We start from the raw sequence: 13,401 nt of genomic DNA, 5'->3' as shown, positions 1-13,401 counted from the left end.
AAAGTCAGTGACGGTTTTGACCAGGGGAAAATTGCGGATCGCCTTGAGCTACAACGTGAAGCGGTTGCGCTGAGCGTGCAGACGATGGGGGCGGTTCAGTCCCGGCTGAAAGCGGATAAAGAAAACGAGATAGTGGCCAAATTATCGGCTCAGGGTTTAACCAGCGAACAGATTGCCGCCAGCCCGGAATACAAGCAGATGCAGCAGGATTACGGTATCGGCGGCAAATACTGGACGGCAGGTGTTTCCTTTACCAGCGCATTATCAGGCTTGCTGGGCGGCAACCTCCAGGGCGCGGCGGCGGGGGCCGCTGCACCGTATCTGGCGAATCTGGTTAAACAAATCAGTGCCGGTGATGAACCATTACGGATTATGTTACATACTGCGCTGGGTGCATTTCTGGCCAGCGCACAGGGCGGTGATGCAACAGCCGGTGCTGCGGGTGCATTAACCAGCGCGGGAACGGCGAAGCTGTTGGTCAAAATGTTCTACCCGCAAGTAAAAGAGGGAGAACTGACAGAAGCGCAGAAGCAGGTCATTGACAATCTGATGGTGATAGCTGGCTCAACCGCAGGTGGGCTGGCAAGCGGTAGCCTGTCCGGCGTCGGCAGCGGGGCGAATACGGCGAAGAATGAGGTGGAGAATAATACATTATCCTCTAAAGATGAGAAGCTGCGTCAGGATGCGAAGTGGTCACTGCCTTATCTGGAAGGTGATAAGAAGGTACAGGCCGAGAAACTGGTCACTGACCTGAACGCGAAGGATAAAGCGTTCGATGCAGCGATTGATGCGGCGTGCAAGAATCTGTCATCAGCGGACTGTCGGGGGATGCGTCAGGAACTGGCGGCAATGGGCAAGAGTTATGATGCCCAGCTTGATGGTCAGTACATCGGCACCATGGCCAGTGTTTATAAAGAGGGTGCTGATAAAGTCGATAGTCTGCTGTGGCAGTATGCGACAGCAGATGCGCAGGCGCAGAAAGCGAAAGATATCCAGACCATCGCCACTAACTGGGGTGTCAGTCTTGATACCGCTTCAACGCTGTATACAAGCATGGCGGGCGTTCACACGGCTGCGGCGATTGGCGGTGCGATTTATGGGATGAAGGGAGTTAAGGAGCCGACTACGGTTAAGCCGGCAGGAAATGCTTCCTCATTTGATGCTAACGACATTCGTTTTTCGCAAAATACCGTTTCTTACAATAAGACAGATCGAGGTACTGGTGTGAAATACACTTACAATGATCTTGTTTCCAGCATGAAAAAAGATGGCTGGAAAGGTGATCCAGTTGATGTTATCAAGATGCCTGATGGAAAAATGACCAGCATGGATAATACAAGGATCAGTGCTGCCAGAGAAGCAGGCATAAAAGTTGAAGCTAACGTCAGGAGTTTTGACGATCCATTACCAAAAGATATGATGGACTCGGGACGTTTTGGTTCTGCTAAAACATGGGGTGAAGCTATCACTGGAAGAATTAACAACCAGAGCAGTAGTTTTAGTAAGAATAATCCCAATGGCTCATCCGATTCGCCAAGAATAACTGGTAAGGGTAAATAAATGACTAACAGAGCTGGCATGTATAAAGTTTATTTATCTCCAGGCTTTTCTTTACCTGAAAGTTTTATTGATTATGTCTCAGGAGCTGAATTAGAAGATATCGAGTCGTGGTGGTTATTTTGTTGTGCTCAAAATTATGTTGATTTTTGGTGCGACAAGATTAGAAAGCTTTATCCGGAACGGAATTTGATACCTTTTGCGAACTGGCGTCATTCGGATGATATTGTCTGTTTCGACGGTGAAGATACGTCAGGCGATCCGAAAGTATATTATGTACATGCTTTTGCTTCCGCAGGCTGGGAGGACAAAGGTTATACAGATAACTTCGAGGAATGGCTAAAAATGGCACGTCTTGAGTCTGCCCGTCATAAAGCTGAACGGGCAGAAGACGAAGAGTAATTATTCCTGAATAAACCGGTAAGGAACGGTGTCGGTTAGCCAGACCCCGTTATCAGCCTGGAAGAACTCAAAGCCCTGTTCATACATGTTCAGGGCTTTTATTTTTAGTACTACCGGTTTCCCATGGCGTTGTCCTACCCGAATTGCAGTATCTTCATCAGGTGAAAGATGTACATACTGGCGTGATAAAGGGATAAGACCTTGCTCTCTGATTACAGATATAAAGCGGGTAGCTGTTCCATGATATAAAATATCTGGAGGCGTTTTCTCTTTATAAGCGATATCAACCTGTTGTGTTGAGTGCCCCTGAGCAGCCCGGATACGCAACCCATCATCTGAAATCGTAAAGCGTTTTTTATCACTGTTATCAACAATATTACGAAGAAGGTTATTATCGAGTGTATAGCCTTCTTTAACAGAACAAAGAATAAGATCGCTGATGACAGCCCATCCTTCTTTATCCAAAGATAAATCAATGGCTTCTGGTTGATGGCGTAATACATAGCTTAAAAACTTGCTTATATCTGTATTCTTTTTACTCATAATAATAATCCCAAATAAACCCCGATCATCGAGCCGGGATATTTTTATCAGTCAGCAGTCAGTCCCAGTTCTCTGCTGGCGGTCGCTTAGCAGTGATCACCTCAATAAACTCAAGGATCTTTTGTTGCTTGCGGCCCGAGAGCTTACAGACTTTCTTCAGCGCCTGCATGATCACCGGTTCTGGAGGTGGTGTGGTAACGGCTCCTGGGCGGTGAGCACCAGACAACCGGGCATCACGCGAACCTTCAGCGGTGTACCTGTCTCAAACCCTGCATCTTCCAGCCAGTAGCCCTTCGGAGTGATGGTGGGTTCAGGTTCATGTGTCTGCCAGTCCAGGATATAACCCCCGGTATAACGACGAGTTTTTAGTTCAGGGACTTCTGTTGTGACAACTTCTGACTTAGAATCCGGCTCAGCCATAATAACTACTCCTAACTAGTTGTTGTGGTTAGCGGGCTGGCGGTGGTGAGACACCGTCAACCTGGTTGTGTTCAGTAAACAACATAAAGGGTTGTCGGCCTGCGGCCTCTGCTTAATGCGTTCATGCCTGCCGGGTGTCGTCTGGCTGCGGCGGGTCGTGCCACGCGGTGAAAAAGCGTGTCACTCCTTACAGCCTCGCCAGTTTCCACTCCCCATCCCGGTCCTGTGCCGTCATACAGGGTCAAAATCCGGTCTGGCAGCAGTGCAACCTGCGGGCCTCACCAGCACGCCCCCGCTACAGGTTTGTGTCAAGATGGCAGTCACAAAGCCGAATCAAGGGCTAACCGGCGGCTGACGCCGCCGTTATACTGCTGCGGTTGTTGTGGTTGATAATAACTCACTGAGTGTGCCGGAAAACCAGAACCGAGCCAAAGAAATGACTCAGTGTCAGGGAAGTGAGGCCTGCACCGCCGTAGTTGAGAAATATAAGAAGATTAACGCCGAACAGCATGAAAGTGTTGTGAACTGTACCGGCGCTAAAGACTGTGTCGATAAGGCTAATGAAGTAGGCAGGTTACAGGCCGATTACGCTAATCGTACCAACGAGTTGATGGAAAAGGCGCGTGCTAACGGTAGCTTAAGCCCGGAAGAACAGAACGAATTATCTATTCTTCAAGTGACGACTATCCAGTTGGAAGCAGACAGAAATGCGGCGATCCACAACGCGCTAATGTCTGGCGACTCATCTGAAGCGAAGCAGCTTGCTATCAATTCGCTAGCACAGGTGGCAGGAACAAGCGCTGCGGGAATTGCGGCAGGGATCGGTAAAGGATCAGGGGCGAAAGAAACAACAGCGACGGGACAAAGCAGCACCATTGTTCCCGGCGGTGGCTTGGCGGCTCATGAGAAAGCAGGCGGCCATCTGATTGATCGGCATGTAGGAAAAACTGAAGCGGAGTTATTTGATAGAGTGTCTACAGGCAATACAAAAACAGCATCTACATTTACTGATAGAGTTACAGCAGAAGCTGTGACAAGCAAAGTCATTGATAGCAATCAGTCGAAGATCCAGAGTTATTTATCTGGTAGCCAAAAGGGTTACCTGGAACTTGATTATCAATCTTCTGCTGCTATTGGTATTAGTGTTACTCGCGGGGCTACAAGTGCTGTTCCAGCTACAAATGCCAGAATTATCATTGGCAGAGATCCTTCAATGCCTGATGGGTATAAAATCATTACTGGGTATCCAACGCCATGAATATTAAAGAAAAGTATCCTTCTTTGTCATATCTGCTGAGGTGTTATTTTAACCAGGATTTTGAGGTGCTGTTTGGTAATGCGGATGAAACATTGGCAGCTTACAAAGCTACCGAGACTGCGGAGGAGCGGTTGCAGATGAAATCTGAAATAGATTATCTGCTGGCACTTTCTCTATCAGATGACGAATTACAGGACATCCTGCTTAACAAAATTGACTGTAGCTATTATTACCCTAATGAATGGTCTTCTTCTGAAGAGTGGTTGAAGCATATATATAAACAAATGAGCTGAAAAACTCCCGGCCAACTGGCCGGGAGCTTTGCTTCTACGCCAGAAATCCCTCAACTTCCCGCCGTTGCAACCGGATCACTCCGGGTGCGGCGGTGATCTCCAGTTGTGCCACATCGGTGATCCCGGACTCGATGATCCAGTCTCCGGCGATGATCAGTTCGCCGTTCTGCCGTACCCAATCCGCTCCCAAATCTTGCCGCTGCTGGCTGGCTTCACACAATGTGTTCCAGGTGGCCGCCTCGGTGACTGGGGTGATCCACAGTCCATCGGGTCGGAGCGTGAGCTGTAACGGCGTGCCGGAGGTAAAACCCAGCACGGCCAGCATGTCGCCGTCGATTGTCAGCTCCGGGATCGGTTCAGAGGTAAAGGTGATGTTCATGCTGCCCCCTTGTCGATATAGCGCCGGAAGTCGTCGCCCTCGAGGCTCTTGCACTGGGTGAAGTGGTTTACTGAATTTGGCCACCCATAGCGGTGACATTGCCATTGGGGGGAGCCAACTGAAGGCTGGTGGCAATACGTCTCTGAATGCGGCTAACGACATCCTGCTGACTGGCGCGGCCAACACGCAGGAAAGTACGGGTAAAAATAGCAGCAGTGGCGGCGGTGTCGGAATTAGCTTTGGTGTGGGCAACGGCAGCGCCGGACTAAGTATATTTGCCAGCGTTAATGGTGCAAAAGGCAATGATAAAGGCAATGGTACCAACTGGTCTGAAACGACGCTGGACAGTGGCGGCAACGTAATTCTTAGCAGCGGACGCGATACTTCATTGTCAGGCGCGCAGGTAAACGGCGAGAAGGTCACGGTTGACGCTGGCCGTGACCTGACTATTACCAGCCTGCAGGACAGTGATGACTATAAATCGAAACAAACCAGCTTCGGTGCGGGTGGCAGTTTCACCTTCGGTTCAATGAGCGGTTCCGGTTATATCAATCTCAGTCAGGATAAAATGAACAGTACCTACGACAGCGTCGTAGAGCAGAGTGGTATTTATGCGGGTAAGGGCGGGTTTGATATCAATGTGGGTAGTCACACCCAACTGAATGGCGGTGTGATTGCGAGTCAGGGAACGGCAGATGAAAATCTGCTGAATACTGGTACGCTAGGGTTCAGCGATATCGGCAATAAGGCAGATTATAAAGTCAGTCACAGCGGGATCAGCCTGAGCGGTGGCAACGGTGCCAGCGCGATGAGCAATGCCATGTCGAATGTCGGCAATGTTCTGGCGGGGCTTAACGGCCAAGGTCATGCAGAAGGTACCACGCAATCTGCTGTCGCTAACGGTACCCTTATTGTACGTGATGCCGCTAATCAGCAGCAAAACGTGGGTGATTTAAGCCGTGACACAGACCATGCGAATGGCAGTATCAGCCCTGTCTTTGATAAAGAGAAAGAGCAGAAGCGCCTGCAAGCCAGCCAGTTAGTGGGTGAGATAGGTGCGCAGGTGATGGATATCGCGCGGACGCAGGGTGACCTTAACGGGCTGAGTGAGGCGAAGAAAAAATACCCAGAAAAGAGCGCTAAAGAGTTACGTGAAACCGATGTCTACAAAGCCGAAATGGCGAAATACGGGACGGGCAGCGCCATCCAGCAGGGGTTACAGGCCGCGACGGCGGCGATACAAGGGCTGGCGGGTGGTGACTTGGCGAAAGCTATTGCGGGTGCCAGTGCGCCCTATCTGGCAGAGGTGATTAAACAGGTTGCGCCGGATGAATCCAGTCGTGTGATGGCCCATGCGGTGGTTGCCGGTGCGCTGGCAGCGGTACAAGGTAACTCCGCTGCTGCGGGTGCGGCAGGCGCTGCGACGACAGCCTTGATGGGGGAGGCGATAAAAAATGCGCTGTATGGTGATATACCGGTCAGCCAACTGAGCGAAGAGCAAAAACAGACGCTGGTTACGTTGGGAACCGCAGCGGCAGGGCTGGCAGGCGGTCTGACCGGCGGCAGTTCGGCGGATGCGATGACGGGTGCGCAGGCAGGGCAGAACGAAATCAGTAATAATATGACGAGTATCGGTGCTGTTCAGCAGATGCAGGCATGGGCATTGATGAACTCGGCAGCGGCGGCAGAAGCAGGCAGCGTAAACCCGAACGACCAGGCGGCACTGGCGCTGACAAAGGCGGCGAAGCAGGGGCTGAGCGCAGCATGTCTGGCAAACACCAGTTGTGTGATGATGGCGATCATTACGGCGCAGAGTCAGTCAGACTCAGACAAAGGCAGTACGCCGAATATTGGGAAAGATCTGTCAGATGCCGATAAAGCCGAGCTGGGTGGAACGGGATCGGGCACGGGTACTCCGCCTCCGCCAGAAAACGATCCTAAACAGCAAAGTGAAAAGCCTGCTGAGAATCTTAATCAGAAGCAAGAAAGTGCTATCAAGAAGATTGATAACACAATAAAAAATGCTCTGAAGGATCATGATATTACGGGAACTCTCAAGGATATGGATGGTAATCCTGTACCTAAAGAGGATGGTGGGTATTGGGATCATATGCAGGAAATGCAAAATACTCTGAGGGGGTTAAGGAACCATGCAGACACGTTGAAAAATGTAAATAATCCCGAAGCTCAAGCAGCATATGGCAGAGCAACTGATGCCATTAATAAAATCGAATCAGCACTGAAAGGACATGGAATATGATCACCTTCCGTAAACTGGTAGGAAACATCAATGTAGCCAAAGAGCCGAGTCAACAATCTCCGCTTGAACAATGGTTCGAACGAGTCATTGATATACCTATTGAAGATCTAACAGTGGAAGATCTCTGCCGTGCTATACGTCAGGAAGTGTGTATTGATCAGTTAATGCCAAAAGTGCTGGATGTTCTGACGAAGGATCCGCTGGCTGGGGAATATTATGATGGTGAGCTTATAGCTGCTTTATCGACGATAAAAGGTGATGCTCTAAAAGAGCAGAAAAGTAGTTTTATCCAAATAAAACAAGTTATAAACCAACTTGATCCTTCTGATGTTAATGATGACTTGAAAAAAGACATATTAAAAATCAATCAAATATAAATATAAGAAATCCCGGCCAAGTCGCTGGGATTTTACTTTTTATCCTTAGCCGCCAGCCTCAGCCCTGATCACCAGACACCCGTTCTCAGCCGTAATACTCACCGGCTGGCCGGTACTAAACCCCAACTGTTCCAGCCATTTACCTTTAATCGTCAGTTGTGGCGGTGGGTTCGGTCTGCCGCCGTTGGGGCGATAACCGACGGTGTAACGCCGGTCAGCGTTTCAACTAATTGAATTCCGACCGGTGGGCTTGCATTAAGCCAAGGGGATAATAAAGGAACAAATTTAGTGTGCCACTACAGTCTTATTTTAATGGATTACCGAATTTCTTGAGATAATCAAGGCCGAAATGATAAGAGGCGTAATCGGTAATATGGCCAACATCACGATATACCGGAATAGTGTTTATCTCACTAAGACAGCGCGCATCCGGACATTGGACGTCTTTCACATCGATTAACGTCAGAGTCGGATATTCCTTTTTCATCTGCGCAAAGAGATTATGAGTATAAACGTCATCTTCATTTTTTCTAGGCCTTGGTGTATCACAGGTACTTTCAGAGTAAGTCGCTCTAGCGATTGATTGCCTGCGGTGGCATTCAATATAGTCTTTAGGCATAGTGTAAACCGTTGTGATAATTATCGGCTTAGCACCCGAAGCGATGATATTGTTGAGGGCATCCTGCAATGCTTTTGTCATTCTTGATTTGGTTAGTGCATCTGAACGCTCATCACCCTCGTTATTGATGAGGTGTGAGCCGCTCGCATAGTTTTCCCAAACTTCACCAAGGATGACATAGTCATAGTGATTTTCTTTGATCAAGCGATAGTAGTGTTCGGTATGCTCATGACATTGCGTATAAGGCTCGTTACGATATTTCCACCAGTCGTACTGCCATACTCCAGGAAGCGTAAGGCAGGATGAGCTAGTGAGTGATTCCATTCGTATATGAGCACTCTGGGCTAACACATCAAAGAAACCCCAAAAATGGTTTGCATTTGAATCTCCTATTAGTAGCGACTTTTTATTGCTATTCAAATCTCCAAACTGGCACTGCGCAAGATCCTGATCTCCTTCAAGGCATTCTTCACGATTTGTTGCCATGGCACTGTATTTTTTGAGAGCGATGTACTCATTCGAATATTGCGCACCTAGGCGTTGAGGTAATCCTTCATAGCGGGTGGCCAATGCATATAGTGCACAGAAGAGTATGATCGGCAGGATTACTAGCTGCAGTACCGATATTTTGAGAGATGGACGCCGGCGACGTAGAGGGGCTTCAATGAGGAAGTAACTCGAAAGTGCCAGAGAAGATATAATCCCCAGGGCAAGGTAAAGCTGCACACCGGCAAGAGAAATGTTCATGTACCTGCAAAAAGCAAAGACAGGCCAATGCCAAAGGTAAAGTGAATATGAGAGTCTGCCGATGAATGCTACGGGAGGGGTTGAAAGCAAGCTTCCCAAGACCTTTTCGCGATAGTGACCGCAGAACAGAATAAGAGCGGCAGAGGCTGACACTACTAACGTGTAGCCATTCGGATAGATGTCGAGTAGACCAGTTTTCAACGATACTGCGATCATTATGATAAATGCAAAAAGGCTTAACAGGCTTGCAACTGGCCCTCGCACAGAAGAGAAAATTCGCGTCAGAAGAAATGCCGTTCCACCTGTGGTGAACTCGAATGCGCGTGCTGTTAGCAAGTAATAGGTTCCACCCGGATGAATTTTCGTAAATACCAGTGAAAAAGTAGCCAGCGCAACCGTTACAACCACCCAGATAGACAACAGAAAGCGATCATTCTGTTCCGTATTTTTGGATAGCGCCAAGCGCTTAGTCATTAGAGAACCGGCCAGTACGAAGAGTGGGAGAAATAGATACCATTGCCATTCGACTGAAAGTGACCAGGTGTGTAAAAGCGGGAAAATGTTCGTATCAGGCGAGGCATAAGTCGCCGACATCTTCCCAAAATACTGGTTAGAAAGGAAAAGGGAGTTATATTTAGCGCTTTTCAGAAAATCGATGAAGTCCACTGGCAAAAACAAGACTGCTGCAGCGGCAAGCGTTACCAGACTGACTGCTATTAAAGCCGGCTGGATCCTCCACAATCTATGCACAAAAAACTCTGAAAGACTAAATTCATCTTTGCGGATTTTATTCAGGATAATACCTGTAATGAGGTAACCAGATATCACAAAGAAGATATCTACACCTATAAATCCAGAGGGGAAAAGGTTTGAACCACTGTGGAAGAAGATCACTAAAAGAACAGCAATAGCTCGAAGTCCGTCAATATCATTACGATAATTTTTCTTTATTTCACTTATGTTCATTTTGTACGGATTGTGTATGATTAATGTAAGGTTTATTATAAAGAGAAAATCGAGTAGATGCATTGTAAAATTGTTAAATTAAATATTTATCTTGTAGATGTAACCTTCTCAGCATCAATCTCTGGAGTTAACTACGCTTGAGTCCTCCGAATTTGCCTACCCAAATAAAATTGATTTTTTTTCACTATGCTTTTACATCTACGCGATTTAACGCAGGGTGATCTAAATAATTATCTCAGCTATGATCTGCATTCCGAGGATAATATCAAGGCAAGTGACAATGAAGTATGGTTTGAATTAACTCATAGGTTAGAGGCCAGCGATGAAAAGTATCATGAAGACATTAATGGTTCTTACACTCTCGATTTGAATATATTCCAAAACATTTATACACCTATATTCAGGGATGATTACACAGAAAGAAGAATGTACTAAAGACAGGAGTAACCGTTATCATTATAGGTTAGGCGTTGGTTTGCGGAAAAATGATTTCACTATCAGATTATCAGTCTATTAATTCCCTCAGTTAAAAATAAAGGCACCGGAATAGAGGTGCCTTATGGGTGATTTCATTAATTAATGTAAAGAGAACGGGGATGAGAACCCTTGTACTAATTTAGCCACTGATTGACGCGCTCCATAGCTGATTAAATGGATATAAGCCTGAGTGATGCAATCGACAAATTTTTGGTTTTTCGGTAGTTCATTGCCAAACACTAAATCGAGTGATAATAAGGCATTAACCCGTTCCGGGCCGTCTTGACTGGCGCTCACCAAGGCTTGTAGTTGAGCAAGAAGCGGGTCACTGACTTCAATCGGGTAACCTTGCTCATCGGTACCACTCACATAGCGCATCCAGCCAGCAATCCCTAGCGCAAGGCAGTCGAAATTGCTGTTATGTTTCAGATGATAACGAACTGAGTCCAACATGCGTTGAGGCAGTTTTTGAGACCCATCCATAGCGATTTGCCATGTGCGATGTTTCAGTGCCGTGTTGCGGTAACGCTCAATCAATGAGTCCGCATAGGCGACCAGATCAACACCTTGAGTTCTGAGTGTCGGTGCCTGCTCATTCAACATGAGGTGATAGGCTGCAGCGACATAATTATCATCATGCATACAATCATTAATATGTGCATAACCAGCCAGATAGCCTAAATAAGCCAGAAAAGAGTGGCTACCGTTCAACATCCGCAATTTCATCTCTTCAAATGGCAAAACCTCTTGTACTAGTTCAACTCCAACTTTTTCCCACTCAGGTCGGCCATTAACGAAATTATCTTCAATCACCCATTGCCTGAAAGGTTCGCAGGCGACGCCTACTGAGTCATGGACCCCACCTAATTGTTGGGTGATTTTGTCCAGTGTCTCTGGTGTAACGGCAGGCACAATGCGGTCAACCATCGTCGATGGGAAGCTAACGTGATCCTCAATCCATTGTGCCAGTTCCTCACTTTGCAGTTTGGCTAAGCCCAGGATCACATTACGGGTTACATGACCGTTATCTGGCATATTGTCACATGACATCACCGTAAAGGCGGGTAGCTGGCGCTCGCGGCGTAAACGCAGTGCCTCAACAATCACACCCGGTGCTGATTTTGGGGATTGGGGGTGGGCAATATCATGCAGGATACCAGGATGATTTTCTTCGAGTTTTCCGGTTGAGGGTTGATGACAATAGCCTTTCTCCGTAATGGTTATTGAGACAATGGCAATATCTGGTTCTGCCATGGCTTCCAATACAGTATTGATACCATCAATTTCACCGTGAATGGCTCGTCGAACAACGCCCACCACCCGACTCGACCAGCCTTCAGGGGCCATTTCGGCAACAGAATAAAGGCGGTCTTGCGCATTAAGATCGGTAATTTGCTGCTCCCCACCCATCAGATTCACTTCGCAAAAACCCCAATCACTGCCAAATTGTGCAGCTAATTGATCGGCGTACACTGCCTGATGAGCGCGGTGAAAAGCGCCGAATCCCAGGTGTACTATGCGGGTTTTGAGTTGGTTGCGTGGGTAAGTAGGGACTATCGTCCCCGGAGCTAAGTATTGCAGATTTTCCTGTGACAGTTTCATTGGCTTCCTTAGCGAGAGGTCAGCAGGGTGATTGGGATTTTAGCCACAATTTTACGGACCTTTTGTGGGTGACCGACCTGGCACAATGGCGTGTGGATATCCCAGGGAAATAGTACGACAAAATCTCCTGCACTCAATAACAGTGCCTGTTCATCCCCCGTTTTTCCCTGATAGAAATAGTTATCCTGCTCAGGGTGAGTGTCAGTAGCGACATGCCCCTTAATGGGTTGATATTCCAAACCCTCTTGGCCTGATATAACAAACTGCACATCAATATTCTCAATGTGAGTTTCCGCAGTCCTTTCGATGGCGGGGGCGGTATCCGCATGGAATGTCTTATACACCACATTATGCTCGGTTTTTTCACCGTCTGGATGCAGACTGAAATCCCACTGGCTGATGGTATGTAACACTTGATAAATAGCAGTAGGGAGCTCCAGTTTGCTTTTTTCAAGTTGCTTTATATGACCAACAATCATTTTGTTCCCCCTTCAGCCAATGCAATGACCTCAGCCCAAACACCGTCATCAACAGGAATGCCCTGACTTAAATTCTCATTACGGGTTTTTACTTCCAGCTCTCCTGGGTAATAAACCGCAGTTTGTCCTTCCGCTGGCTCTGAAGTTTTTACGTAATCAGCCACACTGTTAGCCATTTGATTATTAAAATCACAGCCACCTAATTGGGTAGGATCGAACACCATAAATATCTGGCTAGCACCGGTACAACTGCCTTCCTGTATTTTATCGATGGCATTCGTCGGGGAGCCGGCTGAAAGTAATGCTGCCATTGCATCCAGTAATACAGCCATGCCAGAACCTTTCCAATAACCTGTAGGTAAAATACGCATGGATTGTTCAATTGGGCCGGGCTCATCGGTCAGATGGCCATCTTTGTCATAACCACCGGGGAAGGGCAGCTTTTCACCTTTCAAGCGTGTCACCTGGAGCTTACCATAAGCATATTGTGACATTGCCATATCGAGTACCAATGGGCCATCCTGGCGAGGAACCGCCATCACAAATGGGTTATTCCCCAGTCGTGAATTTTTAGCTCCCCATGCTGGCATGCACGATTCGGTATTGGTCCAGCAAATTGCCGCTAATCCTTTTTCTGCTGTTTTCCAGCCATAGGTACCGCCACGCATCCAGTGTGTTGTATTGCGTAATGCGACAATACCCATGCCATTTTCACGAGCAATAGCCGTTGCTTGTTCGACAGCAAAAAGTGCATTGGTAATGCCAATGCCTCGATTACCCTCATAAATTTCAATCGCACCCAGAGATTTAACTAAACTCGGTTCGGCATTGATATTGACCCATCCTTTATTGACGTATTCAACAAAACGTGCAACGCGATTTAATCCATGAGAGTAAATGCCGTCACAGCTAGATTCGGTATGAATCTGCGCACAAATATCAGCTTTCGTATCCTGTAAACCTGCATTCAGAAATGCCTGTTTTACTGTTTTTTTCATTTCATTAAAATTAATTCTTTGCAT

General features: G+C 47.4%; 11 protein-coding genes and 3 pseudogenes. 6 read left to right on the top strand and 8 right to left on the bottom strand.

Annotated features, from left to right (window positions below; translation table 11 throughout):
- Window positions 1-1,560: VENN motif pre-toxin domain-containing protein (locus tag IEV89_RS21975; protein ID WP_308420891.1), on the top strand; the 1,560-nt coding region annotated here is incomplete at its 5' end.
- Window positions 1,561-1,959 carry an SMI1/KNR4 family protein gene (locus IEV89_RS17585; RefSeq protein ID WP_188474813.1) on the top strand — a complete coding sequence of 133 codons (399 nt, stop codon included), beginning with the start codon at window positions 1,561-1,563 and terminating at the stop codon, window positions 1,957-1,959.
- Here IEV89_RS17585 and IEV89_RS17580 read toward each other — a convergent pair whose 3' ends face one another.
- Complete coding sequence (locus IEV89_RS17580; protein WP_188474812.1) at window positions 1,960-2,502, bottom strand: RNA 2'-phosphotransferase; 543 nt, start codon at window positions 2,500-2,502, stop codon at window positions 1,960-1,962.
- A 58-nt stretch (window positions 2,503-2,560) separates the two neighbouring features.
- Window positions 2,561-2,922, bottom strand: a pseudogene (locus tag IEV89_RS17575) (SymE family type I addiction module toxin).
- A gap of 382 nt (window positions 2,923-3,304) precedes the next feature.
- Between IEV89_RS17575 and IEV89_RS17570 the strand changes: the two are divergent.
- Both IEV89_RS17570 and IEV89_RS17565 read left to right on the top strand, forming a co-directional pair.
- Window positions 3,305-4,180, top strand: coding sequence for an RNase A-like domain-containing protein (locus IEV89_RS17570; protein ID WP_188474811.1), 876 nt, complete (start codon window positions 3,305-3,307; stop codon window positions 4,178-4,180).
- Window positions 4,177-4,473: a contact-dependent growth inhibition system immunity protein gene (locus IEV89_RS17565; protein ID WP_229746521.1), complete on the top strand. Its 297-nt coding sequence runs from the start codon at window positions 4,177-4,179 to the stop codon at window positions 4,471-4,473. The genes IEV89_RS17570 and IEV89_RS17565 overlap by 4 nt, the downstream gene beginning before the upstream one ends.
- Window positions 4,474-4,507: 34 nt before the next feature.
- Here the strand turns inward: IEV89_RS17565 and IEV89_RS17560 are convergent, their stop codons facing one another.
- Complete coding sequence (locus tag IEV89_RS17560; protein ID WP_188474810.1) at window positions 4,508-4,852, bottom strand: SymE family type I addiction module toxin; 345 nt, start codon at window positions 4,850-4,852, stop codon at window positions 4,508-4,510.
- Window positions 4,853-4,925: 73 nt separating this feature from the next.
- Between IEV89_RS17560 and IEV89_RS17555 the strand changes: the two are divergent.
- Together IEV89_RS17555 and IEV89_RS17550 are read left to right on the top strand one after the other, a co-directional pair.
- Window positions 4,926-7,112, top strand: a pseudogene (locus tag IEV89_RS17555) (hemagglutinin repeat-containing protein); the annotation flags it as partial.
- Window positions 7,109-7,489: a contact-dependent growth inhibition system immunity protein gene (locus IEV89_RS17550; protein WP_188474809.1), complete on the top strand. Its 381-nt coding sequence runs from the start codon at window positions 7,109-7,111 to the stop codon at window positions 7,487-7,489. The pseudogene IEV89_RS17555 and the gene IEV89_RS17550, both read left to right, overlap by 4 nt.
- Before the next feature lie 45 nt (window positions 7,490-7,534).
- Here IEV89_RS17550 and IEV89_RS17545 read toward each other — a convergent pair.
- The 5 genes and pseudogenes from IEV89_RS17545 to yiaK form a co-directional block, all read right to left on the bottom strand.
- Window positions 7,535-7,702, bottom strand: a pseudogene (locus IEV89_RS17545) (SymE family type I addiction module toxin); the annotation flags it as partial.
- 91 nt (window positions 7,703-7,793) lie between these two features.
- The gene (locus tag IEV89_RS17540; RefSeq protein WP_188474808.1) at window positions 7,794-9,821 is read right to left on the bottom strand and encodes an acyltransferase family protein; all 2,028 of its coding nucleotides are present in this window, start codon (window positions 9,819-9,821) and stop codon (window positions 7,794-7,796) included.
- A gap of 576 nt (window positions 9,822-10,397) precedes the next feature.
- Window positions 10,398-11,900, bottom strand: coding sequence for a mannitol dehydrogenase family protein (locus IEV89_RS17535; RefSeq protein ID WP_188474807.1), 1,503 nt, complete (start codon window positions 11,898-11,900; stop codon window positions 10,398-10,400).
- Window positions 11,901-11,908: 8 nt separating this feature from the next.
- Complete coding sequence (locus IEV89_RS17530; protein WP_188474806.1) at window positions 11,909-12,379, bottom strand: NanQ anomerase/TabA/YiaL family protein; 471 nt, start codon at window positions 12,377-12,379, stop codon at window positions 11,909-11,911.
- The gene (gene yiaK / locus IEV89_RS17525) at window positions 12,376-13,401 is read right to left on the bottom strand and encodes a 3-dehydro-L-gulonate 2-dehydrogenase (RefSeq protein WP_188474805.1); all 1,026 of its coding nucleotides are present in this window, start codon (window positions 13,399-13,401) and stop codon (window positions 12,376-12,378) included. Before yiaK ends, IEV89_RS17530 begins: the two co-directional genes overlap by 4 nt.

Origin of the sequence: Hafnia psychrotolerans (genome assembly GCF_014639435.1) — a bacterium.
Classification (GTDB): Bacteria; Pseudomonadota; Gammaproteobacteria; order Enterobacterales; family Enterobacteriaceae; genus Ewingella; species Ewingella psychrotolerans.
This window is presented reverse-complemented; position numbering and strand designations above follow the sequence as displayed.